21 protein-coding genes are annotated in these 22,368 nt (G+C 66.6%); 4 read left to right on the top strand and 17 right to left on the bottom strand.

The window, feature by feature from the left end:
- Positions 1 to 2: 2 nt before the first annotated feature.
- Together AC5P7X_RS01535 and AC5P7X_RS01530 are read right to left on the bottom strand one after the other, a co-directional pair.
- Positions 3 to 395, bottom strand: coding sequence for a VanZ family protein (locus tag AC5P7X_RS01535; protein ID WP_206620910.1), 393 nt, complete (start codon positions 393 to 395; stop codon positions 3 to 5).
- The gene (locus AC5P7X_RS01530; protein ID WP_053498216.1) at positions 392 to 1,576 is read right to left on the bottom strand and encodes a class I SAM-dependent methyltransferase; all 1,185 of its coding nucleotides are present in this window, start codon (positions 1,574 to 1,576) and stop codon (positions 392 to 394) included. Before AC5P7X_RS01530 ends, AC5P7X_RS01535 begins: the two co-directional genes overlap by 4 nt.
- A gap of 59 nt (positions 1,577 to 1,635) precedes the next feature.
- Between AC5P7X_RS01530 and AC5P7X_RS01525 the strand changes: the two genes are divergently transcribed.
- Complete coding sequence (locus AC5P7X_RS01525) at positions 1,636 to 2,373, top strand: pteridine reductase (protein ID WP_005419347.1); 738 nt, start codon at positions 1,636 to 1,638, stop codon at positions 2,371 to 2,373.
- Positions 2,374 to 2,438: 65 nt separating this feature from the next.
- Here the strand turns inward: AC5P7X_RS01525 and folK are convergent, their stop codons facing one another.
- Positions 2,439 to 2,924 (bottom strand): 2-amino-4-hydroxy-6-hydroxymethyldihydropteridine diphosphokinase, encoded by a 486-nt coding sequence (folK, locus tag AC5P7X_RS01520; RefSeq protein ID WP_005419350.1) that lies wholly within the window; start codon positions 2,922 to 2,924, stop codon positions 2,439 to 2,441.
- A gap of 89 nt (positions 2,925 to 3,013) precedes the next feature.
- Between folK and AC5P7X_RS01515 the strand changes: the two genes are divergently transcribed.
- A complete protein-coding gene (locus tag AC5P7X_RS01515) occupies positions 3,014 to 3,754 on the top strand; it encodes a proteasome-type protease (protein WP_053498223.1) in 741 nt (246 codons plus the stop codon).
- An 80-nt stretch (positions 3,755 to 3,834) separates the two neighbouring features.
- Here the strand turns inward: AC5P7X_RS01515 and AC5P7X_RS01510 are convergent, their stop codons facing one another.
- The 4 genes from AC5P7X_RS01510 to AC5P7X_RS01495 form a co-directional block, all read right to left on the bottom strand.
- On the bottom strand, positions 3,835 to 5,346 hold the full coding sequence (locus AC5P7X_RS01510; protein WP_005419354.1) for an ATP-binding response regulator: 1,512 nt from the start codon (positions 5,344 to 5,346) through the stop codon (positions 3,835 to 3,837).
- Positions 5,347 to 5,350: 4 nt separating this feature from the next.
- On the bottom strand, positions 5,351 to 5,791 hold the full coding sequence (locus tag AC5P7X_RS01505; protein WP_005411057.1) for a response regulator: 441 nt from the start codon (positions 5,789 to 5,791) through the stop codon (positions 5,351 to 5,353).
- Positions 5,788 to 7,605, bottom strand: a complete 1,818-nt coding sequence (locus AC5P7X_RS01500; protein WP_005419357.1) for a sensor histidine kinase — start codon at positions 7,603 to 7,605, stop codon at positions 5,788 to 5,790. Before AC5P7X_RS01500 ends, AC5P7X_RS01505 begins: the two co-directional genes overlap by 4 nt.
- 230 nt (positions 7,606 to 7,835) lie before the next feature.
- Entirely contained in the window at positions 7,836 to 8,222 is a 387-nt protein-coding gene (locus tag AC5P7X_RS01495) for a BON domain-containing protein (protein WP_053498227.1), read from the bottom strand.
- 171 nt (positions 8,223 to 8,393) lie between these two features.
- Between AC5P7X_RS01495 and AC5P7X_RS01490 the strand changes: the two genes are divergently transcribed.
- On the top strand, positions 8,394 to 9,437 hold the full coding sequence (locus AC5P7X_RS01490; RefSeq protein ID WP_495214350.1) for an oxidoreductase: 1,044 nt from the start codon (positions 8,394 to 8,396) through the stop codon (positions 9,435 to 9,437).
- Between the two features lie 184 nt (positions 9,438 to 9,621).
- On the opposite strand, the gene gnd is transcribed toward AC5P7X_RS01490, so the two are convergent.
- From gnd to AC5P7X_RS01455, 7 genes are all read right to left on the bottom strand, one after another.
- Positions 9,622 to 10,527, bottom strand: coding sequence for a phosphogluconate dehydrogenase (NAD(+)-dependent, decarboxylating) (gene gnd / locus AC5P7X_RS01485; RefSeq protein WP_188247769.1), 906 nt, complete (start codon positions 10,525 to 10,527; stop codon positions 9,622 to 9,624).
- Positions 10,528 to 10,537: 10 nt separating this feature from the next.
- Positions 10,538 to 11,776 (bottom strand): hypothetical protein, encoded by a 1,239-nt coding sequence (locus AC5P7X_RS01480; protein WP_329843249.1) that lies wholly within the window; start codon positions 11,774 to 11,776, stop codon positions 10,538 to 10,540.
- Between the two features lie 17 nt (positions 11,777 to 11,793).
- On the bottom strand, positions 11,794 to 12,384 hold the full coding sequence (locus AC5P7X_RS01475) for a DUF2242 domain-containing protein (protein ID WP_005419366.1): 591 nt from the start codon (positions 12,382 to 12,384) through the stop codon (positions 11,794 to 11,796).
- A gap of 233 nt (positions 12,385 to 12,617) precedes the next feature.
- Positions 12,618 to 14,795 (bottom strand): carboxy terminal-processing peptidase, encoded by a 2,178-nt coding sequence (locus AC5P7X_RS01470; protein ID WP_495214349.1) that lies wholly within the window; start codon positions 14,793 to 14,795, stop codon positions 12,618 to 12,620.
- A gap of 278 nt (positions 14,796 to 15,073) precedes the next feature.
- Positions 15,074 to 16,084: a lipoyl synthase gene (lipA, locus tag AC5P7X_RS01465; protein WP_053498233.1), complete on the bottom strand. Its 1,011-nt coding sequence runs from the start codon at positions 16,082 to 16,084 to the stop codon at positions 15,074 to 15,076.
- Positions 16,085 to 16,102: 18 nt separating this feature from the next.
- Complete coding sequence (lipB, locus tag AC5P7X_RS01460; protein ID WP_053498236.1) at positions 16,103 to 16,813, bottom strand: lipoyl(octanoyl) transferase LipB; 711 nt, start codon at positions 16,811 to 16,813, stop codon at positions 16,103 to 16,105.
- On the bottom strand, positions 16,801 to 17,079 hold the full coding sequence (locus tag AC5P7X_RS01455; RefSeq protein WP_005411067.1) for a YbeD family protein: 279 nt from the start codon (positions 17,077 to 17,079) through the stop codon (positions 16,801 to 16,803). Before AC5P7X_RS01455 ends, lipB begins: the two co-directional genes overlap by 13 nt.
- Positions 17,080 to 17,430: 351 nt before the next feature.
- On the opposite strand from AC5P7X_RS01455, the gene AC5P7X_RS01450 reads away from it, so the two are divergent.
- Positions 17,431 to 18,489, top strand: a complete 1,059-nt coding sequence (locus AC5P7X_RS01450; protein WP_080375075.1) for a lipid A deacylase LpxR family protein — start codon at positions 17,431 to 17,433, stop codon at positions 18,487 to 18,489.
- 147 nt (positions 18,490 to 18,636) lie between these two features.
- On the opposite strand, the gene AC5P7X_RS01445 is transcribed toward AC5P7X_RS01450, so the two are convergent.
- From AC5P7X_RS01445 to AC5P7X_RS01435, 3 genes are all read right to left on the bottom strand, one after another.
- Positions 18,637 to 18,942, bottom strand: a complete 306-nt coding sequence (locus AC5P7X_RS01445; RefSeq protein ID WP_206620916.1) for a hypothetical protein — start codon at positions 18,940 to 18,942, stop codon at positions 18,637 to 18,639.
- 353 nt (positions 18,943 to 19,295) lie between these two features.
- Positions 19,296 to 21,032 carry a YadA family autotransporter adhesin gene (locus AC5P7X_RS01440; protein ID WP_346608167.1) on the bottom strand — a complete coding sequence of 579 codons (1,737 nt, stop codon included), beginning with the start codon at positions 21,030 to 21,032 and terminating at the stop codon, positions 19,296 to 19,298.
- Between the two features lie 80 nt (positions 21,033 to 21,112).
- A complete protein-coding gene (locus AC5P7X_RS01435) occupies positions 21,113 to 22,330 on the bottom strand; it encodes a D-alanyl-D-alanine carboxypeptidase family protein (RefSeq protein WP_495214347.1) in 1,218 nt (405 codons plus the stop codon).
- Positions 22,331 to 22,368: the final 38 nt, after the last annotated feature.

Raw genomic sequence — 22,368 nt, 5'->3', positions numbered from 1 at the left:
CCTTACCCCCGCCAGCGCATCAGCAGATCGCGCAACGGGGTCAGTGCCGTGGCCATGCCCGCCAGCACGCCGATCGTGTTGGCAATGGCGTCCATCGGATCGGCAGTGCGGTTGCTGGTCAGCGCACCCTGCGCGAACTCGATGCCGACGCCCATCAGCACCAGCCCCACGCCCACCCATAGCAGCGGGTGCCCCGGCCGGAACAGCTGCACTGCGCTGCCGGCCAGGATGAAGTAGGCGAGGAAGTGCTCGCCCTTGTCGCTGTTTTCCGGCAGCGGAATCGGCGGTGGCGGGATCAGGCAGACCACGACCACCAGCAGTACCGCCAGCACCCACAGCACAGTCCACAGCCGCGGCCGCCGCAGCGGCTTGATCAGCGGCAACGCACTGCTCACAGGCGCCAGCTCAGGTCGCCCAGTTCGAACGCCGGCTCGAAATCGATACCACGCTGCAGGCCGATGGCCTGGAAGCGCTCACCCATCTCGGTCGGCAGGGTCAGCTTCTTCACCTGGTCACGCAGCTGGATGCGGCCGACCTCATCCGTGCGCTCTTCGGCCAGCAGCAGCACCTGGTCCAGGCCGTTGCCGAGCAGGAAACTGGCCTGGCTGCAGTACCCCGCCAGTTCGAAACCACCGTGCATGCCCGCCTCGGCCATCGCAGTGAAATCCACCGACGCGGTGATGTCCTGCAGGCCCGGCCAACGATGCACGTCGTTGTGCACGTGGTGGCGGTAGAACGCGCGGACCGTACCATCGTCGCGGTCGTGCTGGTAGAACTCGCTGCGGCTGTAACCGTAATCGACGAACAGCATCGCACCACGCTGCAGGCCGCCAGCCACTGCCTGCAGCCAGTACGGCAGCTGCGGCAGCACCTCGGAGCGGTAACCGTCGGCAAAGGGCTTTTCCAGGTAACGCTCGATGTGGCGCACCGCACCGTTGAGCAGGATGTCAGCGGGCTGCGCGCCACGGATGAAGTTGCCTTCGCCATCAAGCTCGACGGTTTCCTCGTAGACCTCGCCGTCCCGGATCAGGAAGCGCGGGGTCGGCAGCGCGTCGATCACCTCGTTGGCGAACACCACGCCCTCCCAGTCCTCCTCGAACGGGCGGTCGATCCAGTCCACGCGCGCGGCCAACTCGGCCGGCAGGTTCTGCTGCAGGCGCTGCTGCTGGCGCTCGCGCAGGTCGGCGCTGGGTTCGAGGATGGCGTAGCGCGACGGCAGCGCGTCCAGTTCGGCCAGGCGCAGCAGCACGGCCTCGGCGAAGGCGCCGGTACCGCCCCCCAGTTCCAGCATGCGGGCCTGCGCGCCCAGCTGCGCGAACACCGGCGCCAGCGCATTGGCCACGCTGCCGGCGAACAGGCTGCCGAGCTCGGGTGCGGTGGTGAAGTCGCCGCTGCCACCGAACTTGCTGGCGCCGGCGCTGTAGTAGCCCCAGCCGGGGGTGTACAGGCACAGCTCCATGAAGCGCGAGAACGGCATCGCCCCGCCCTGCGCAAGGATTTCGGCACGCAGGGCGGCCGCCAGCTGGTCGCTGTGGGCCAGGGCATCGGCTTCGGGCAGGGGGAAGGTGGGCTGCATGGCGTCTTCGAATGCGGTGACAATGGTGCACAGGATAGCCGAGCCTTGGAGGACCCTCGATGAGCGATACCCACCCCGTGGTCCTGATCACCGGCAGCGCGCGCCGGATCGGTGCGGCCATCGCCCGCCAGTTCCACGCCTGTGGCTGGTCGGTGGTACTGCATGCCAACACCTCCAGCGCCGAACTGCAGCAGGCCGCGTTCGATTTCGACAATGTGCGGCCGGGCAGCGTGCTTGCGCTGCAGGCCGACCTGCGTGACGCCGACGCCCTGCCCGACCTGGTGGAACAGGCCGTTACCCACTTCGGCCGCCTGGACGCGCTGGTCAACAACGCCTCCAACTTCTATGCCACCCCGCTCGGCCAGGTCACCGCCGAGGCAATGGACGAGCTGTACGCGGTCAACGCGCGCGCGCCGCTGCTGCTGTCACAGGCCGCCGCGCCCTACCTGCGCCGCCAGCAGGGCTGCATCGTCAACCTGACCGACCTGCACGGCACCGATCCGATGCGCGACCACATCGCCTACACGATGGCCAAGGCCGCGCTGGAGATGGCCACCCGTTCGTTGGCGCTGGAGCTGGCGCCGAAAGTGCGGGTCAATGCGGTGGCGCCCGGCGCGATCCTGTGGCCCGAACAGGGCAAGGACGATTTCGCCCGCGAGGCGCTGCTGGCGCGCACGCCTTTGGCGCGGATCGGTACGGTCGAGGAGATTGCCGAAGCGGTGTACTGGCTGGTGGCCGAAGCCAGCTTCGTCACCGGCCACACATTGCGCGTGGATGGCGGGCGCACGGTAAGTTGAGGCGCTGCCGGGATCCACAACAGGGTCAGATCCCTTTTCCCGCCGGGAAAAGGGATCTGACCCCATCACTCCAGGTCAACCACCTCGAACGCCTCGCCAAACTGCGCGTGCGCGCGCCACAGCGTGGCCAGGTCCAGCCCGCTGACCGGATCGATGAAGTCTGGCGCGATGTCGGCCAGCGGCTTCAGCACGAAGGCATGCTTCAGTTCGGGACGGGGAATGCGCAGGTGGCCGGGACCTTCCACCACCAGGTCGCCGTAGAACACCACGTCGATATCCAGGGTCCGGTCGGAGAAGCGCGGCCCGCTGCGGTCGCGGCCGTGCGCGTCTTCCAGCGCATGCAGCCAGTCGTCCAGTTCCTGCAGCGGCAAGTCAGTCTCGATCGCCACCGCGTTGTTGAGGAAGGCCGGGCCGTCGAAGCCGACCGCGGCGGTACGGTAGGCCGGCGAGACCTGCAGCGCGCCGAAGCGCTCGCGCAGGGCCGCCACCGCGGCGTGGAGGTAGCGGCGGGGCTGGACATTGCTGCCCAGGCTCAGGAGCACGGTCGTCATGCGGTTCAGGTGGCAGCGATGGGGGCGTGGACATGCCGTCGTCACGGCGGCCTGCCTACAATCCGGGACGCACATGATAGGGCACCGACATGACCTATTGCGTTGGAATCGAGGTGGACGAGGGCCTGGTCTTCGCTGCCGACACCCGGACCAATGCCTCGCTGGACGATGTACGCGTGCATCGCAAGCTGCACGTGTTCGAATATCCCGGCCAGGCAGCCTACGTGCTGATGGCGGCTGGCAACCTGGCCACCACCCAGTTGCTGGTGTCGCGCCTGGGGCGCGATGCCGACGAACGGCGCTCACCCAACCTGCGCGACATGACTCACCTTTTCGAGGCCGCCGCGTACGTTGGCCAGTTGCTGGTGGACAGCCAGGTGCACAGCAGCCACAGTGAACATGGCCACGATGGGGTCAATACCCAGGCCACGCTGATCTTCGGCGGCCAGATTGCCGGTGAGCGGCCTGGGCTGTACATGATCTACCCGCTCGGCAACGCCATCGCCGCCTCACCGGAGACGCCCTACCTGCAGATCGGTGAATCCAAGTACGGCAAGCCGATCCTCGACCGCATCCTCAGCCCCGCCACGCGCCTGGAGGATGCCGCCCGCACGGCGATCGTCTCGTTGGACTCCACCATCCGTTCCAATCTGTCGGTAGGCCTGCCGATCGACCTGGCGCTGCTGCGCGACGGTGAACTGCGCATCGGCCAGCAACTGCGGCTGGGCGCGGATTCAGCGCTGTACGCCGATATCCACCAGAACTGGTCACGGCGCCTGGAACAGGCGGTGGACGCCCTGCCGCGGTTCCCCTGGGAAACCGCCCTGTAGAGCCGAGCCCATGCTCGGCTGTCGAGGTCAATGCGAACAGCAGCCGAGCATAGGCTCGGCTCTACAGAACCCCAGCGGCATCAGCCCAGCGCCTCGGCCACTGCGCGGAACACCTGTTGCATCTGCAGCGGCTTGCGCAGTACATGGACGTCCACGCCGGCCGGGAAGGCATCGGCAGGCACCGCCACCGCCGCGTCCTCCAGCACCAGCGCCGGGCCGCGATAGCCCAGCGCAGCCATCTCGCCCAGCAGCTGGCTGGCCGGCAGCAGCTTTGAGCCGGCGTCTGCAATCACCAGCGCCGGCATCGCCTCCTGCTGCATCCAGCGCAGCGCCGCCGGGCCATCGGAGGCCAGCTGCAGCTGATACCCCTGGCTGGACAGCGCGTTGCCGAGCAGCGACAGGCGCGTAGCTTCGCCGTCGACCACCAGGATCGACTGGCCACTGCCCAGGGCCACCAGCTGCTCGATCGGCTCGCTGCCGTCGCTGGCTTCGTGCATCGGCAAGCGCAGCTCGAAGCAGGTGCCCTGCCCCGGCTGGCTGCTGACATGGATGCTGCCGCCGGCGCCTTCGACGATGCGCTTGCAGGAAATCAGACCCAGGCCGGTGCCATCGGCCTTGGTGGTGAAGAACGGATTGAACAGGTGCGACAGCGTGTCCGCATCCATGCCGATGCCTTCATCGGACACGCAGATCTGCATCCAGTCCACGCCATCGCGCTGCCCGGCATGGCTGGCGGTCAGGCTCAGGCGGCCACCGTTGGGCATCGCCTGGATCGCGTTGAGCGCCAAGTTCAGCATTACCTGCTGCAGTTCGGTGTAGTTGGCGTCGACCACCAGGCCTTCGTCCAGCACCTGCAGTTCCAGGCGCACGGCATCGGGCACGTTGCTGCGCAACAGCAGCGCCACCGCGTCGAACAGGCCGTCGATCTCGATGCGCTCGCTCGGCTTTCGCGAACCACGCACGAACGACAGCATCGACTCGGCCATCTCATGGCCGCGGCGGCCACACTCGGCGATGACGTCGGCCAGGTGGTGCAGCTGCGGATCCTCGGTGCGGGCCTTCAGCAGGTCCGGCATGATCAGCAACGGCTGCAGGATGTTGCGCAGGTCGTGGCTGAGCCCGGCGGCAAGCAGAGACAGGCTTTCCAGGCGCTGCGCACGCATCAGTTCGGTTTCCACGCGTGCGCGCTCGACCGCACTGCGTGCATCGCGGATCGCACGCGCGACCGCCGAAGGCAGGCGCGCAGGCTGGTGCTTGATGATGTAGTCGTTGGCGCCCTTCTGCAGCGCCGCTACCGCATTCTCCTCACCCATCGTGCCGGAGACGAAGATGAAGGGCACCTCCGGTGAGGTCTCGCGCACGATGCGCAGCGCGTCGTCACCGGAGAACCCCGGCATGCTCAGGTCGGACAGCACGATGTCCGGCTGGAACACAGCCAGTGCCTGGCGCAGTTCCGCCTCGCTCTCCACACGCTCGAAGCGGGCCTCCAGGCCCGCGTCGAGCATCTGTTCGGACATCAGCTCGGCATCTTCCGGTGAGTCTTCCACCAGCAGGATGCGCAGCGCCCCCAGGGCGGGACCGGTCAGGGGCATGGGCTCACTCGAGTTCCGGTGCCTGGTTGATCAATGCCCAGAACTTGCCCAGGGTCTGCACCGCGCCGAAGAACTGGTCCACGTCCACCGGCTTGACCACGTAGGCGTTCACGCCCATGTCCCAGCTGCGGGCCAGGTCACTTTCCTCGCGCGAAGACGACAGGATCACCACCGGCAGGCGCTTGAGTTCTTCGTGCTCGCGGATCTGCCGCAGCACTTCCAGGCCATCCATGCGCGGCATCTTGATGTCCAGCAGCAGCACCGCCGGCAAGCCTTCCTCGCGGTTGGCGAAGGCGCCGCGGCGCAGCAGGTAGTCCATCACTTCCACGCCGTCCTCGACGTGCACGATGGGATTGGCCAGACGCGCTTCTTCCAGGGCGTCGATCGCCATTTCGGCATCCGCCGGGCTGTCTTCGGCGAGAAGAATGGTGCGCAGAGTCGTCATGCAGAGGGACCTTGTTTGTCCGCGTCGGTCGCGGGGGGCAGGTAGAAGTGGAAAGCAGCGCCGACGTCCGGTTCGGCCTCGGCCCAGATACGGCCACCATGGCGGGTCAGCACGCGGCGCACGCTGGCCAGGCCGATGCCGGTCCCCGGGTAGTCACTGGCCTTGTGCAGGCGCTGGAACACACCGAACAGCTTGCCGGCGTAGGCCATGTCAAAGCCTGCGCCATTGTCGCTGACCGTGAACTGATGGCCGCCGTCGGGCTGCTGCTGGTAGTCAACGCGGATCTTCGCCGGTTCGCGGTTGCCCGAGTACTTCACTGCGTTGCCGAGCAGGTTGAGCCAGACCTGGCGGATCATGTTTTCGTCGCCCACCACGATCGGCAGCGGCGCGATGCTCCACTCCACCTGGTGCGCATGGCCGCTGTTCTCGGCCTCGGCCTGCAGGTTGGAATCGAGCATGGCGCGGGTGTCGGCCACCAGCGACTGCATGTCCACCGCCTGCTGCCGCATCGCCGCGCGGCCAAGTCGCGAGTAGACCAGCAGGTCGTCGATCAACGCTGCCATGCGCCGGGCCGAACTGGAAATCACGTCCAGATAGTGGCGGCTCTTGTCATCAGCCTGATCGCCGAGGTGGCGCGACAGCTTGTCGGAGAATCCTGCCACGTGGCGCAGCGGTGCACGCAGGTCATGCGAGACCGAATAGCTGAAGGCCTCCAGCTCGCGGTTGACCTCGGACACCTGCGCAACCTTGCCTTCAAGCTGGCGGTTCAGCTCTTCGACGCGCAGCTGCACTGCGCGCTGCATGGTGACGTCGCTGATGGTCAGCAGCACCACCTCGTCATCGCTGTCGGGCAGCGGCATGCGCCGCGCGTTGAGCAGCATGTAGCGCACCATGCCGTCGGCGGTGCGCTGCTCGTGCTCGAAGTCCCACAGTTCGCGACCGCGCGACAGTACGTCGGCCAGACGCTGCCGGACCACCGGGTCCTGCCATGCGTTGTCGCCAACGTTTTCCAGCAGCAGGCCGTCGGCGCGCTCATCCTGCAGGCCGTACAGCTCAGCGAATGCTGGATTGTGCAGCTGCACGCGCAGGTCGCGGTCGAGCAGCACGATCGGTTCGCGCACGGTCTGCAGCACCGACGCCGCACGTGCAGCCGAGCGCAGCGATTGCCGCTCCGCATGCAGGCGACGGCCGATCTGCCGCTGCAGCAGCCACAGCACCAGGCCGAGCAGCGCCAGCTGGATCACCAGCGAACTCCACGACACCAGTTCGGTCTGCTTGCGCTGGCGTGCCGCCTGCTCGGCGCGCAGCGCCAGCAGCTTCTGCTCGCTGGCCTGCAGTTCTTCCACCAGCCCGCGGATGGGATAGCGCGTACTCAGGTCCTGCACCAGCTCGCGCTGGTCGCTGTTCGGTTCGGACCTGGCCAACTCGCGGGCAAGTGCCATGCGGCCTTCCAGCATCGATTCGATCCGACCGATGCGGATCAGCTGGTCGGGATTGTCGCGGGTCATCCGGCCCAGTTCGGCCAGGCGCCCGGGAATTTCATCGGCCCGGGCCATGCGTTCGCGCAGGCCGGGGGCATCCACGCCCTTGGACAGGGTCAACGCGGCCGATTCGACATCGCGCACATCGGCCTGCAGTTGCTGCAGTGCCACGCCCACGGCCTGGGTATGATTGACCCAGGCCATCGCTTGTTCGCTGTCCTGCTGCAGTTTGCGTAGGGTCAACCACGGCACCACGATGATCGCGGCGGCGGCCAGCGCCAAGGCCGGCAGCCGCCAGCGGTCCCAGATGTCGTCACTGAAAACCAGCGCCATAGTTCCTCGTCAGCTCTGCCGCGACGCGTTGGCCGGGCCGAGCCCGGTTGCGGCGGAACCGGCAATATAGCGCAGGCGGTCACAACTCTGGAATTTCCAGCGTAATCGGCTGAACGGGTTGGCAATCAGACCTGTAGGGCCAAGCCCATGCTCGGCTGCCTTGGAGTGCCAGCCGAGCATGGCTCGGGTCTACAGGTCAGCGGGCGCCCCACGCGGGGCGCCCAACCGGTTCAGCGCTTGGCGGCAGCGCTGACCTTCAATGCGGCGGCATCGACGCGGGTCACGCCCTTGATGCCCTTGGCGGTGGTGACCGCCTTGTCCTTCTCGGCCTGGGTGGCCACGGTGCCGCTCAGGCTGACCACGCCGTTCACCGTTTCCACCTTGATCTCGGTGCCCGGGACGTTGCTGCTGGTCAGCAGGTCCGCCTTCACCTTGGTGGTGATCCAGCTGTCGGTCACCGGTTCGTTGGAATCATGGCGATCCGCGTGGGTAGCCGGATGTGCGCTGGTGGTCGGCGGGCTCTTCGCGGCCGGGTCCTTGGCGAATGCGGCCGAGGAGGACAGTGCCAGGCCCAGCGTCAGGGCAGAAGCAATCAGCGTGCGAGTGGTATTGCTCATCGTGTCGTTCTCCTTCGGGATGTGCTGCCAGTCTGGACAAGCGCACGTGGAGCAGGCGTGGCGTCGTGGTCATGCCGCCGTGAATCGAAGCGTTTCCAACGGCAACGGTTCAGTTTTGGGTTGTCCGCATCCGTCGTTTACCCTGCCCTTCCCTCCTGCCGGAGCTCTGCCATGCGCCCCGACCTGCACCTGGCCCTGATCGGCTACGGCCTCGCCGGCCGCGTCTTCCATGCGCCGCTGATCCAGCACACGCCCGGCCTGGCCCTGCACAGCATCGTCAGCTCGCAGCGCGACACGTTGCTGCGCACGTTCAGCAACGTACACGTGCGTGCAACGCCACAGGACGTGTTCGACGATCCAGCGGTGGATGCGGTGGTGATCGCCACGCCGAACGAACAGCACGCGCCGCTGGCGATGGCCGCGCTGGCCGCCGGCAAGCACGTGCTGGTCGACAAACCCTTTGCGCTGGATGTGGCCGAAGCGGAAACGGTACTGGCCACGGCACGCGACGCCGGCCGCATCGCCACCGTGTTCCAGAACCGGCGTTTCGATGCCGACTTCCTCACGCTGCAGGCGCTGCTGGCCGAAGGCACGCTGGGCGAGGTGGCCGAATGCCATGCGCATTTCGACCGCTACCGGCCGCAGGTGCGCGACCGTTGGCGCGAACAGGACGGGCCAGGCAGTGGCCTGTGGTACGACCTCGGCCCGCACCTGCTGGACCAGATGCTGGTGCTGTTCGGCTGGCCCGACGCCATCGATGCGGATCTGGCCGTGCAGCGCCAAGGTGGCGCCGGCATCGACTACTTCCACGCCGTACTGCACTACCCCCAGCATCGCGCCATCGTGCATGCCGGTTCGCTGGTGGCTGCCCCTGCCCCGCACTTCAGCGTGCATGGCAGCAAGGCCAGCTGGATCAAGTACGGCCTGGATGTGCAGGAGGCCCAGCTGCGCCGCGGCGTAGCGCCGGGTGCGCCCGGATGGGGCATCGATCCCCGGCATGGCGAACTGGTGCACTGTGATGCAGAAGACAATGTTCTGCGCAGCACCGTCGACAACCTGCCCGGCGACTATCGTCGGTTGTATGCGCAGTTCGCCGCGGCGATGCACGGCGACGGCGAAGCGACGGTCAGCCCGATGCAGGCATTGCAGTTGATGCGGCTGCTGCAGGCGGGCATGGACAGCGCGCGTGAAGGGCGGCGGATCGCGTTGCACTGACCAGTAGATCCACGCCATGCGTGGATGACGTGGCAACGATCGTAGACGGCGTTTGTAGAGTCGAGCCATGCTCGACTGGCTGCATGGGGTCAGAGCCCTTTCCTGCGGAAAGGGATCCGACCCCGATCTGCCCGGGGTCGGATCCCTTCGGCAACGCCGAAGGGCTCTGACCCCACCGCAGTGCTTACGACTTCTTGATGGCGTGGCCGCCGAATTCATTGCGCATCGCCGACAGCAGGCGATCGGTGAACGAATTCGATTCGCGCGAACGCAGGCGTTCCAGCAGCGACAACGTGATCACCGGTGCCGGCACGTCCAGCGCGATGGCTTCGGCCACGGTCCAGCGGCCTTCACCGGAATCCTCGACGTACGGTGCGATGCCATCCAGCGACGGATTGCGCTTGAGGGCTTCGGCACTCAGGTCCAGCAGCCACGAACGCACCACGCTGCCGTGGCGCCACACCTCGGCGACCTGGGCCAGGTCCAGTTCCATTTCCTGCTTGCGCTCCATCAGCGCGAAGCCTTCGGCATAGGCCTGCATCATCCCGTACTCGATGCCGTTGTGGACCATCTTGGTGAAATGGCCGGCGCCGGATGGACCAACACGCGCCCAGCCGCGATCCTCCGCCGGAGCCAGCGTGCGCAGCAGCGGTGCGATCTGCTCCACCACCGATGCTTCGCCACCGACCATCAGGCTGTAGCCTTCCTGCAGGCCCCACACGCCGCCGCTGGTGCCGCAGTCGACGTAGCCCAGATCGTCCTCCGCCAGCGCCTTGGCGCGACGGATCGAGTCCTGGTAGTTGGAGTTGCCGCCGTCGATGACGATGTCACCCTCGGCCAGGTGCGGGGTCAGCTGTCCCAGCGTCTGGTCGACGGTTTCACCCGCCGGCACCATCAGCCACACCACGCGCGGCACCGGCAGCGCGGCCACGGCGGCGGCCAGCGAATCAACCACCTCCAGGCCGGCCTCTGCAGCACGCTGGCGCGCACTTTCGCCCGGGTCGTAGCCGACCACGCGGTGGCCGCCGCGATGCAGGCGCTGGGCCATGTTGGCGCCCATGCGGCCGAGGCCGATCATTGCAATATCCATTGTTTCACCTTCAGTTGGGGTCTAGGGTCAGGCTGCCTGGCCTGCCGGTAGCCGCGCAGTGGCGCAGCTGCGCCTCGCGCCAACGCCGGTAGAGCGTGGTATGCAGATTGTGCACCGCCAGGTCGATCGAAAACGGCGTTCTAGGGTTGCGATCGAGCAGGCGGACGATGTGGTAGCCGATAGGACGTATACCGCGCGGATGCACGTAGATCACGAACTGCTGGTAGAACGGATCGTCCAGCAGCTGATCCATGCGCACCAGAGCCGCGTGGTAGCGCGGTGCCAGGCGCGCGCGCAGCTGTGGATCGCGCTCGAACAGCAGGCGCTCGAAATAGCGCTGGCCGATGCGCGGGATGTCCTGCGCCAGTTTCCAGAGCTCGGCATTGCGCTGGTCGTACCAGGCCAGGCCAGCGTGCAGTGCCAGCGCCTGCGCAGCGCCCTCGCCCACCTCGACCACCACGAAGTTCTCGGCCTGGTTGCTCAGGTCGTCCAGCGTGCCTTTGTCGTACACATGTTCGATGAAACCGGGCACGCCCACGAACGCCTGCCGCCCCATCGCCGAGGTGCGCACCGCCTTGCCGTCGGCGAAGAAGTCGCCGGCATGCGCGCCGAGCAGGATGCTGTCGGTGTCGTGCAGCGCGAGGAAGGTGCCGATCGACAGTTCCTCCGCTGCGAACCCGGTGTCGAACGCAGCATCGCCATACAGCTCGCGCTGGGTGGCCAGCTGTGCGACCTGGCGGCCGACACCGCATTCGGCACGCACGGCACCGCTGTAGAACGCCTCCAGCGCATGGCTGTTGCCCGCGCGGGGCACGAAGCCACGACCGAAACTGCGTGTACGCTGCCAACCCTGTGCCGGTGCGCCCTGCAATCCGAAGCCGATCCATCCCAGCTGCGGGCCGGAGAAGCGGAACGTGGGATTGCCCTGCAATGCCGAAGTCGCGCGCCGCGTGGCCGCCCCCAGCTGGAAGGCATAGGCGCAGATGGTGGCGGGATCATCCAGCAGCTGCTGCAGAAGTGCGTGCCGAGCAGTAGCGGGCAACGCCGCCGGCCACCGCACCTGCAGGTCGCCGGCCGCCTGTGAATCAGCCAGCGAGGCACGCGTACATACGGGACCACCGCGCACCTGCGGCGCAGTGAGGGACGCTTCTTCGAAGCGCCACCCCAACCGCTGCAGCAGGCCCTGCGTACAGTCCGGGGATGGCGATGCCACGACCCACGCGGGCGCCAGCAGCAGGGCTGCAATCAGCCACCTGCCGCGCACTCTCAGCCCTGGTCCGTAACCGCCGGTGCGGGTTCCGGCGCCGCTGCCGGCGATGGCGATGGCGTGCCCGCCGCGGCCGGCAGATACTGCTGCAGGCGCTGGAAGAAGCGACGATAGAACTCGGCATCCGTGACCGTGCTGCTGGCCACCTTCACCAGCGAGTCGTCGTTGCTGCCGAACGGCAGCGACACCGAGCCCAGCGCACCCACACCGACACTGGCCGAGGTCGGGCTCTTCTTCAGCGCGTAGCGGTCCTGCACTGCACTGACGAATACCAGCGTCTGGCTGCCGCGCGGGGCGCACGAGATGCGCAGCACCAGCTGCTCATGGTCATCCTCGCGCGGCTGGAAGTTCTTGTTGCCCTCCACCTGTGCATCATCGGAACGGGCGATGGCATAGCCTTGGCTGAGCAGCGTGCGGCGCGCGGCCTCGCAGGCTTCACCGGGGCGTCCCTCAACGGTGCGCGAGAAGGTATCGCCGGAATCGAAGGACTCGCGCAGCACGGTGCTGTCGGCGGCGCGGCCACCACAGGCCGAAAGGATCAAGGCGCTGGCGCACGCCACGGCAGCGCTGGAAAGACGGGAGGCCCGCATGGGTACTCCTGCGAGAACGGAAGCACCAAGGGTAGTCCCGCCCCCGTGTGCGGCAGGTCGATATGGCCCCCCACGTTGCTCCCGGTTCATGCACGTAAAAGGGGACGGAGGGGATTAAGTCGTTTGTGGCAGTTCGCTCGCCGGGCATGGCCCGGCGCTACCGTGAACGAGGTCGCCAAACAGAAAGGGGCCGGCAATGCCGGCCCCTGCGAATGTCGCGCGCCGTCTCCGGCTCAGTCCGCCCAACGCCCCGCGCCGGTGGACTGCGGCAGCACCTGGGCCGACAGCGGACGGTCATTGGCCAGCAGGTTCACCGCGTCGGCCAGGATCGAGGCCGACTCGCGCAGCAGCGGGTCCGGACGCTTTTCGGCGGCCTTTTCGCGGGCGGCATCCTTCACGATGTCGCGCTCGTTGCCGGTCAGGCCGTCATCACTGCTGTCATCGGCCAGCGGGTCCAAGGCCAGGCCCAGCTCCTTGCGCTGCAGCTGGCGTTCCTTGCGCTGGGCGTCCTGGCGCTCGCGTTCGGCGCGACGGGTGGCCTCGTTGAGCGAGATGTACTTCTTCGCCGCCTCGGTTCGGAACTGCTGCACGTCCTCGTTCCACCACTGGAATTCCTTGTCGGTGGCGATTCGCGCGTCGTGGCGGGCCTCCAGCTTCGGCAGCAGCGGCGCGAAGTTGCCGTACTGGGTGTGCGGCACGGCGGCGATGCGGGTCCACGGCAGGGCGTTATCGTAGGTGCTCTCGCCGAACTCGGTGGCATCGACGCTGGCCGGGAAGGCCAGGTCCGGCACCACGCCCTTGTGCTGGGTGCTGCTGCCGCTGATGCGGAAGAACTGGGCGATGGTCAGCTTGACCTGGCCGAAGCGCTGGGTCTCGCCACTCGGCCAACGGTCGAGGTCGACGATGTTCTGCACGGTGCCCTTGCCGAAGCTGGTTTCACCGATCACCAGGCCACGACCATAATCCTGGATCGCACCGGCGAAGATCTCCGAGGCCGAGGCCGAACCGCGGTTGATCAGCACCGCCAGCGGGCCATCCCACGCCACACCCTGGTTGCGGTCGCTGTTGACGGTGACGCGGCCACCAGACTCACGCACCTGCACCACCGGGCCCTGCTCGATGAACAGGCCGGTCAGTTCGACGGCTTCATCCAGCGAACCGCCGCCATTGTTGCGCAGGTCCAGCACCACGCCGTCCAGCTTGTCGTTCTTGAAACCAGCCAGCAGCTTGGCCACGTCGCGGGTGGCCGAAGCATAGTCGGCGGCGTTGCGGCGACGGCCTTCGAAGTCCTGGTAGAAGGTCGGCAGCTTGATCACGCCGATCTTCCGTGCCGGCTCGCCGTTGGCGGCCGGAATGGTCATGGTCTCGCCCTTGGCGGCCTGTTCGGCCAGGCGCACCTTCTGCCGGGTCAGCACCAGGGTGTGGTGCTTGCCATCGGCACCTTCGGCAGCCGGAATGAACTCCAGCTTGACCTGGGTGTCCTTGGCGCCGCGGATCTTGGCCACGACATCGTCGATGCGCCAGCCAATCACGTCCTCGACCTGGCCGGACTTGCCCTGGCCAACGCCGACGATGCGGTCACCCGGCTTCAGCGTGCCGTCCACCGCAGCCGGGCCGCCGGCGATGATCTCGCGGATCACTACCACGTCGTCCTGGCGCTGCAGCTGCGCACCGATGCCTTCCAGCGACAGCGACATCGCCTGGTTGAAGTTCTCGGCCGTGCGCGGGGTGAAGTAATCGGTGTGCGGATCAACCGCGCTGGTGTACGAATTCATGAAGAACTGGAAGACGTCTTCGCCCTTCAGCTCATTGACCGACTTCTCCAGCGTCGCGTAGCGCTTGTCCAGCGTCTTGCGGATATCGTCCGGCTTCTTGCCCGCCAGCTTCAGGCGCAGCCAGTCGTTCTTGACCGACTTGCGCCACAGCTCATCCAGCTCGGCGCTGCTGGCCGCCCACGGCACCTTCTTGCGGTCGTATTCGAAGCGCTCGTCGGTGGTGAAGTCCGGCTCCTGCTTGAGCAGCTTGCGCGCAAAGGCCACACGTTCGCCGACACGCTGCTTGTAGACCGCGAACACCTGGAACGCCGGCTCCAGTTCGCCGCCACGGATGGCCGAGGAGATGTTGGCTTCGAAGGGCGCAAAGCGCGCCACGTCGGCCTGGGTGAAGTACTGCTTGGCGCCGTCCAGCGTCTCCAGATAGCGCTTGAACACGTCCTTGGAGGTGGCCTCGTCCAGCGCACGCGGGCGGTAGGCGTAACGACTGTCGGACAACAGGCCATACACCAGCTTGGAGGTGGTCACCTGATCGGCGGTTGCCGCAGCGGGCAATGCAGGCGAGTCGGCCTTGGCCGCCAGCGCCAGCGGCGCGACCAGCGCCAGGGCCATCAGGAATGCGGGGGCTTTGAATTTCATTGACGTGCTCGAAGGCGCCTTGCCAAGGGGGAGACTGCAGGGTGTTCAGACACCCCGACAGTGCCGAAAGTTGCCGGGTTTGTCACCCGGCCGCGCTCGGTGGAAAACCAGCCTAGCGGGGCCGGTGTAGCAAATTGTGAATGCATGTAGAGCCGAGCCCATGCTCGGCTGGCCGACAGCAAGCAGCCGAGCATGGGCTCGGCTCTACCGCAGGCAGAGGTGTGCGGACCAACGGTCCGCACCTACAGGAGAAGCAGCTCCCACCCACCGGGAGGGTGTCAGGAAACCCCGGCACCCTTGGCCTGAACGTCGGCGTGGTACGACGAGCGCACCATCGGGCCGGACGCCACGTGGCTGAAGCCCAGCTCGTAACCGTAGTCTTCCAGTGCCTTGTAGTCGTCGGGGGTCCAGTACTTCAGCACCGGGTGATGGTGCGCGGTCGGCTGCAGGTACTGTCCGATGGTGATCATGTCCACATCGTGCGCGCGCAGGTCACGCATCGTGGCCTTGATCTGTTCGAAGTCTTCGCCCAGGCCCAGCATGATGCCGCTCTTGGTCGGCACGTCCGGGTGCTGCGCCTTGAAGTTCTTCAGCAGGTTCAGCGACCACTGGTAGTCCGCACCCGGGCGCACGTTGCGGTACAGGTCCGGCACGGTCTCGATGTTGTGGTTGAACACATCCGGCGGGTTCTGCGCCAGGATCTCCAGCGCACGTTCCATGCGGCCCTTGCCGCGGAAGTCCGGGGTCAGCACTTCGATGCGGGTACCCGGCGACTTTTCGCGGATCGCGGTGATGCAGTCGACGAAGTGCTGGGCACCGCCGTCGCGCAGGTCATCGCGGTCGACGCTGGTCACCACCACGTACTTCAGGCCCATGTCGGCCACGGTCTGGCCGAGGCTGGCCGGCTCGTTGGCATCCGGCGGCTTCGGGCGGCCATGGGCCACGTCGCAGAACGAGCAGCGCCGGGTGCAGACCTCACCGAGGATCATGAAGGTGGCGGTGCCATGGCCGAAGCATTCGTGGATGTTCGGGCAGCTGGCTTCCTCGCAGACCGTCACCAGGCGGTTCTCGCGCAGCTTGGCCTTCAGGTTCTGCACGGCATTGCCCGAAGGAATGCGCACGCGGATCCAGGACGGCTTGCGCAGTACCGGCGCATCGGCGAACTGCACCGGCGAACGGTTGATCTTGTCACCGCCCAGCTGCTTGACCCCGGCCTGCAACGGCGCGGCGGACGGAGAATCGCCCTGCACGATCTGCAGGGGAATGGAACGGGCGGTGGTTTCAGTCATGGCAGTTCCGGGGGGCGGTCAGGCGGCCGCAGAAAGATCGGGCAGTTCGGGCGTGTGCTGCAGCAGCAGGCCAAACTGGCGGGCCAGGTGGTCCAGCAGCACCGGCTTGACGGCCTCCATCCCGGAGGGGCCGCCCAAGTCCAGCACCGAGGTCACCTGCAACCCCTGATAGCCACAGGGATTGATGCGGTGGAAGGGTTCCAGGTCCATGGCCACGTTGAAGGCCAGCCCATGGAAGGTGCATCCGCGGCGCACGCGGATGCCGAGTGCGGCGATCTTGGCACCACCGACGTAGACGCCCGGGGCGCCCTCGCGGCGTTCGGCGCCGATGTTCCACTCGGCCAGGGTATCGATGAGCGCCTGCTCGATGCGGCACACGTAGTCGCGCACGCCGATGCCCAGCCGTGGCAGGCGCAGCAACGGATAGACCACGATCTGGCCGGGGCCGTGATAGGTCACCTGGCCGCCGCGGTCCACGTGCAGCACGGGGATGTCGCCCGGCGCCAGCACATGCTCGTCCTTGCCGGCCTGGCCCAGGGTGAACACCGGATCGTGCTCGACCACCCACAGCTCGTCGGCATCGGCGTCGCTGCGCTGGTCGGTGAAGCGCTGCATGGCGCGCCACACCGGTTCATACGGCTGGCGGCCGAGGTCACGGACCAGCGCCGGACGCGGCGCACGGTCCTCCGGTGCGGCTTCGGCCGGGCAGGAGTCGGCTACAGCGTCCACTTCACTTCCGGGTGGTCACGCAGCGCCTGGTGCGCCAGGTCGTACTGTTCGCGGCTCTCGGCCTTGAACACGATGCGGACGGACACGTACTTGCCGTTGGAGGAGTGCTTCCAGCTGATGCGTTCGTTCACCACATCGATGCCGGCGGCCAGCAACAGGCGGGGAAGCTCATGCTCCAGGCCGCGGTTGGCCGGGCCCATGGCGCTGAGCTCGAACTGGCCGGGGAACTGGAAGCCGTGGTCGGGGTTGTCGGACTTGATTTCCATGGCCCCATTATCGGGCCGCAGGGCAACAAACCCAAGAGTATTCATCAACGCCAGGACGGCACCGGCGGTCTGCTGCGTTGCAGGCGGCCCAAAGGGACGGGCCTGAGGCCCAACGGCAGCTGACTGCAATCTCCTGACCGTCACCAACGCGAACATCGTACGGGCGGCCTGCGACCGCCTTCACGCCAGGCCTGCGGCGCGTGCGCGGGTAACAAATTGTGCCCGCCGGACAATGTTGTTTTCGGAACAGACAAGTGATCCGGACGTGCTCGTTCCGACGCGCGGGCACGAGTACCGTAGCGTTGCAGAAAACGACTGAAAACCGCCCCCTTCCCCATGAGCATTCCATCCATGCGTAGTGTCGCAGCCCTCGGGCTGGCCGGCCTGCTGGCCTCCGCCCTCCCCCTTGCCGCCCAGGCGGCCGAACAATGTGGCCCGGACGCCATGCGCGACCACCCGCCGCAGGTCAATTTCCGCGTCGACAACGACCTGTTCGGCGGCCGCCACCAGGATCAGGGCTATACCAACGGTGCGCTGTTGACCCTGGTCTCCCCCAATCTGGTCGATTACACCGACGACCCCTGCCTGCCGCGCATGGCGCGCTGGGTGAACCGGTACCTGGAAGGGCTGCATCCGGGCAAGTTCGAACAGCAGAACATGATCTTCAGCATCGGCCAGGGGATCTTCACCCCGACCGATTTCACCCGCAGGGACCTGATCGAGGACGACCGCCCTTACGCCGGCGTGCTGATCGCGAACTTCGGTTTCAATGCGCGCAGCGGCGACCGCCTGCAGACCACCCAGCTGACACTGGGCGTGGTCGGCCCCTGGGCACAGGGCAAGCAGGTGCAGAATGCCGTGCACGACGTGCTGGGCGACGAAAAATTCAAGGGTTGGGACAACCAGCTGCACAACGAACCACTGTTCATGCTGACCCATGAGCGCATGCGCCGCTGGCCGGGCGATGCCAGCGTCAATGCCGACGGTTGGGGCTGGGACGCGATCAGCCACTACGGCGGGTCGATCGGCAACCTGGAAACCAAGGCCAATTTCGGCGGTGAAGTGCGCTTTGGCTGGAAGCTGCCGGACGACTTCGGCAGCACGCCGTTGCGCCCGGCCGGTGAGAACACGGCGCCGACCCGCAGCGGCCGCCCCGGTGGGTGGTCCTGGCACCTGTTCGCGACCTCGGACGCTGCCTGGGTGATCCGCGATATCACCCTGGATGGCAACACCTTCCGCAACAGTCACAGCGTGGACAAGCGCCATGTGGTGGCCTACGGCGGGTACGGCGTGGCGGTGATGTACGGCCGCTGGAAGTTCGCTGCCGCGCGCTACCACAGCACGCGCGAATTCAACGGCCAGCGCGAGGCGCCGGTATTCGGCAGCTTCACCATCAGTCGTGCGCTGTAGTGTGTGTGTCGACCGCGGGTCGGCACACCGTTAAGACCAAACTGATTGCTGCAACCTGGCCCGTCATGGAGGCGCAACCCGCTGAGGTACTGCAGCAATCATCTGGAGGACCGGGTTTCCCCGAGCCTCCAGATCAAGCAACGAAGATCATTGGGCGACGCAGCTGGTCGGCACCTGCCTTGGCAGATTCAGGCTGACGGATACCAGCCCCAGCGCCTTGCATTCAAAGGGGACCGATTGAGTAACCAGATTCTGCGGCACCGAGCCGGGCGCGCATCGGGCGACCTCTACGGTACTCTCGCATTGCATTACCGCACCGTTGATGAGCTCCAGCAGCACAACACGCTCATAGACGATGTTGTCGTCTGCCGCAGACGAACCTTCGCATAGCAGAACGCCCAGCAGGGTCGCCCCCAGCATCGTTGCCAAGCGCGTGCTTTTCATGATGTTCATTGCAGACCCTCATCGGTTGCCATTGATGAACTCCACCAGCAGGGGCAACTGCAACATCGCGCCCCCCCGGCGGCGCGTTACCAGAGGAAACAGACTGCCCCCGGCCGCACAGCTGTAGCCGCCGATGGATTCAGCAGCCGTGAACTTCAAAGTGGAGTATCTCAAAATGTGACGAAGGACTCGTTCTGCCAGCACTCCCCTTCAGGCGAAGCGCTGGCTCCGACTGGGATGGTACTCGCCACCCCTGCTCCTCTCTTGCAACGCCCATCGAGGGGCAATCGCCATTCCGGAAGGGGGCCCTCCATCCGCACATAGCGATCTGTCTTTCCACCAGGCGCAGTACCCCTCTCTTGCTACCAGCTGAAACCCGCGCCTGCGGAGAGGTTCTGGTCACTGCCACTGAACGCGCCCCCCAGGGAAACCGAGACGTTCCTCTTCTCGCCCAGTATCCGCTGGTAGCCCACGGCCAGTGCCGAACGCCCGTTCTGCGCCCCCACACCCGCACCAATACGGTTGTCGCCGCTCAGACCGGCGGTGTTGATGGCCATGCCCGCATAGGCGGCGCTGATCGCCCCCATCCGGTCCAGGCGCCTGTCCAACTGGGTGAAGCGGCGATCGGTGTACTCACGCTCTGCCTTGAAGCGATCCTCCATCTGCTGCACGTTCACCGCATCGGTCGCGCGCACGCCCGCTGCGACATTGCTGACCACACGCTCATTGCCCTGCGCGCCAACCGAGAATTCATTGTCGCGGTCGGCGCTGGAACCCGCGCCGATGGCCACCGAATTGTGGCCGGTGGCCGCTGCGCCTTCGCCGATCGCCACCGCGCCATTGCCATCGGCACGGCTGCCACTGCCCATCGCAACCGCACCACGGCCATCGGCGGTACTGCCGGTGCCCACCGCCACCGACCCTGCTCCCTTGCCTGGTGCAACCACGCCACCCGACCCGCCTCCACTACCACCACCGCTACGTTCAACCTCGGCCACGCGGTCATCCATATCGCGCCAACGGGCCTCCCAATCGGCCTTGACCTCCCACAGCTGCTGGCCATTGATGGCCTGCTGGCTGTCATGCGCCACCGCTCCGCGCGCCAGGTTCCCCAGGACCGTGCCGCCGCTGCCGCCCAGGCTGGCACTGGCCAGCGAAGCGTCATCGTAGGTCAACATGTTCAACAAGGTGCCGGTGTTCGGGTCGACCCCGAGCGCCGAGCGCAACTGGCCCATGGTCACGGCATCATCTGCTTCCTCGCCGGCCTTGACGTTGGTCAAACGGCGCTTGAGCGTGGCGTTGCCGAAGGAAACGGTGTTGTCGGCGCCCGTCTGAGATCCGGCACCGAGCGCGAGGCTGCCCTGGTGAATACTGCGCGCCCGGTAGCCCAGCGCGATGCCGCCCTCTGCCGAGCCTTCCGCCTCGTAGCCCAGCGCCATGCTGCCCTGGTCCTTGGCTTTGGCGGCATAGCCCAATGCCACGCCGTGTTCTCCAGTCACCTCGCTCTTCATGCCTACGGCAACGGCATCCATTTCAACGCTGTTGGTCGCGCCAATGACCTTGGCGTTTCCGCCCAGGGCAATCGAGCCGCCCCCCGTGACCTGTGCAGATGGCCCGATCGCAATGGAGTAGTCATCGGGGTCCGATCCTTTGGCATTGATGCTGTCCGCGCTGGCGTTCCGGCCGATGGCAATGTCCGCCTGGCCTGTGGTGGAAGTGCCCCTTCCGAGCAAGACATTCTCGTCGTCAAAGGATGCGACTTTGCCTGCACGGGACGCCGCTTCGCAGCGCAGGCCGTCCGACACCACCTCGCCGACACCGCATCCCAGTGCCTCTGCGAGCTCGTTGGCCCAGCCCCCCGCTGCCGGCAGCGACAGAGCGACAATCAGTGCCGATGCCAGTTGCAGGCCGCGCGCAGGCGGCTGATATAGGGAAACGACGCGACGGCGTGGCGGCATGACAATATCTCCATGGAATGCTGATGGGGGGCTGCCGCAATGGCGCGGGCAGTCACCCCGGAGCGGGATGGAGTCATGGTGTGCGACGCTCGCAGGCCGACCTATCGGACAGCGACGAATCTGCCGCCTCTGGATCAACACTTCGCACCAGAAAAAGAAACGCCGGGCAGAGCCCGGCGTTTCTCGATCACTTCAGCAGCGCAGGCGGGACGCCGCGGCGCTTATTCCGATTCCCACCACATCCAGAAGCTGTCCCACAGGCGCTTGAAGAAGCCGGCCTGCTCAACGGCGGCCACGGCCACCAGCGGCGCTTCGGCGACGACCTTGCCATCCAGGGTGACCTTCACGGTGCCGATCTGCTGGCCGGCGGTGAACGGTGCTTCCAGGGTCTTGGGCACGTCGATGCTCGGCTTCAGGTCGTTGTAGCGGCCGCGCGGCACGCTCACCAGCATCGGCTGGGCCACGCCCAGCTGCACCTTGTCGGTGGTGCCCTTCCAGACCTTGTGCTCGGCCACGGCCTTGCCCGGCTCGTACAGGCGGTGGGTCTCGAAGAAGCGGAAGCCCCAGTTCAGCAGCGCCAGGCTGTCATCGGCACGCTGCTTTTCCGACGCACCGCCCAACACCACGGCGATCAGGCGCTGGTCGCCACGCTGCGCCGAACTCATCAGGCAGTAGCCCGCTTCGGAGGTGTGGCCGGTCTTGATGCCGTCCACGCTGCCGTCGCGCCACAACAGCAGGTTGCGGTTCGGTTGCTTGATGTTGCCGACCTGGAATTCCTTGATCTTGTTGTACGCGTAGGTTTCCGGGTAATCACGCACCATCGCGCGGCCCAGCAGCGCCAGGTCGTAGGCGGTGCTGTGGTGGCCTTCGGCGGTCAGGCCGTGGGCGTTGACGAAGTGGGAGTTCTTCATGCCGATCTTGGCGGCGTAGCTGTTCATCAGCGACGCAAAGGCTTCTTCGCTGCCGGCCACGTGCTCGGCCAGGGCGATCGCGGCGTCATTGCCGGACTGGATCGCCATGCCCTTTTCCATGTCTTCCAGGCGTGCGGTCTGGTTGACCGGGAAGCCGCTGTAGCTGCCGTCGGTACCCGCGCCGCCTTCGCGCCAGGCGCGTTCGCTCATCATCACCTGGTCATCCGCACGGACCTTGCCGTTCTTGACCTCGGCGGCGATCACGTAGGACGTCATCACCTTGGTGATGCTGGCCGGGGCCAGCTGCTCGTGGATGTTCTCGCCGGCCAGCACCTGGCCGGTGGCGTAGTCCATCAGCACCCAGGCCTTGGATACGCTCGGCACCGGCGCCGGCGGGGTGGCAACGGTGGCCGGGGCGGCAGCGGCGGCGGGCGCCGGCGTGGCCGGGGTCGGCAGCGGGGTCTGGGCGGAAGCCAGGCCCACCACCAGGGTGGCGGCCAGGGCGGCGGCGGCGGAACGGAAATTCATTGGACAGCAGGCTCCAGGGGACGGCCAGGAATGGAGGG

Source organism: Stenotrophomonas sp. YJH_SMC_53 (genome assembly GCF_059369995.1).
This window is presented reverse-complemented; position numbering and strand designations above follow the sequence as displayed.

What these genes read in the sequence shown, in the direction of transcription:
- AC5P7X_RS01530 (WP_053498216.1), bottom strand. Translation starts at nt 1,576, where the DNA reads ATGCAGCCCACCTTCCCCCTGCCCGAAGCCGATGCCCTGGCCCACAGC.
- AC5P7X_RS01525 (WP_005419347.1), top strand. Translation starts at nt 1,636, where the DNA reads ATGAGCGATACCCACCCCGTGGTCCTGATCACCGGCAGCGCGCGCCGG.
- folK (WP_005419350.1), bottom strand. Translation starts at nt 2,924, where the DNA reads ATGACGACCGTGCTCCTGAGCCTGGGCAGCAATGTCCAGCCCCGCCGC.
- AC5P7X_RS01515 (WP_053498223.1), top strand. Translation starts at nt 3,014, where the DNA reads ATGACCTATTGCGTTGGAATCGAGGTGGACGAGGGCCTGGTCTTCGCT.
- AC5P7X_RS01510 (WP_005419354.1), bottom strand. Translation starts at nt 5,346, where the DNA reads ATGCCCCTGACCGGTCCCGCCCTGGGGGCGCTGCGCATCCTGCTGGTG.
- AC5P7X_RS01505 (WP_005411057.1), bottom strand. Translation starts at nt 5,791, where the DNA reads ATGACGACTCTGCGCACCATTCTTCTCGCCGAAGACAGCCCGGCGGAT.
- AC5P7X_RS01500 (WP_005419357.1), bottom strand. Translation starts at nt 7,605, where the DNA reads ATGGCGCTGGTTTTCAGTGACGACATCTGGGACCGCTGGCGGCTGCCG.
- AC5P7X_RS01495 (WP_053498227.1), bottom strand. Translation starts at nt 8,222, where the DNA reads ATGAGCAATACCACTCGCACGCTGATTGCTTCTGCCCTGACGCTGGGC.
- AC5P7X_RS01490 (WP_495214350.1), top strand. Translation starts at nt 8,394, where the DNA reads ATGCGCCCCGACCTGCACCTGGCCCTGATCGGCTACGGCCTCGCCGGC.
- gnd (WP_188247769.1), bottom strand. Translation starts at nt 10,527, where the DNA reads ATGGATATTGCAATGATCGGCCTCGGCCGCATGGGCGCCAACATGGCC.
- AC5P7X_RS01475 (WP_005419366.1), bottom strand. Translation starts at nt 12,384, where the DNA reads ATGCGGGCCTCCCGTCTTTCCAGCGCTGCCGTGGCGTGCGCCAGCGCC.
- AC5P7X_RS01470 (WP_495214349.1), bottom strand. Translation starts at nt 14,795, where the DNA reads ATGAAATTCAAAGCCCCCGCATTCCTGATGGCCCTGGCGCTGGTCGCG.
- lipA (WP_053498233.1), bottom strand. Translation starts at nt 16,084, where the DNA reads ATGACTGAAACCACCGCCCGTTCCATTCCCCTGCAGATCGTGCAGGGC.
- AC5P7X_RS01455 (WP_005411067.1), bottom strand. Translation starts at nt 17,079, where the DNA reads ATGGAAATCAAGTCCGACAACCCCGACCACGGCTTCCAGTTCCCCGGC.
- AC5P7X_RS01450 (WP_080375075.1), top strand. Translation starts at nt 17,431, where the DNA reads ATGCGTAGTGTCGCAGCCCTCGGGCTGGCCGGCCTGCTGGCCTCCGCC.
- AC5P7X_RS01445 (WP_206620916.1), bottom strand. Translation starts at nt 18,942, where the DNA reads ATGAACATCATGAAAAGCACGCGCTTGGCAACGATGCTGGGGGCGACC.
- AC5P7X_RS01435 (WP_495214347.1), bottom strand. Translation starts at nt 22,330, where the DNA reads ATGAATTTCCGTTCCGCCGCCGCCGCCCTGGCCGCCACCCTGGTGGTG.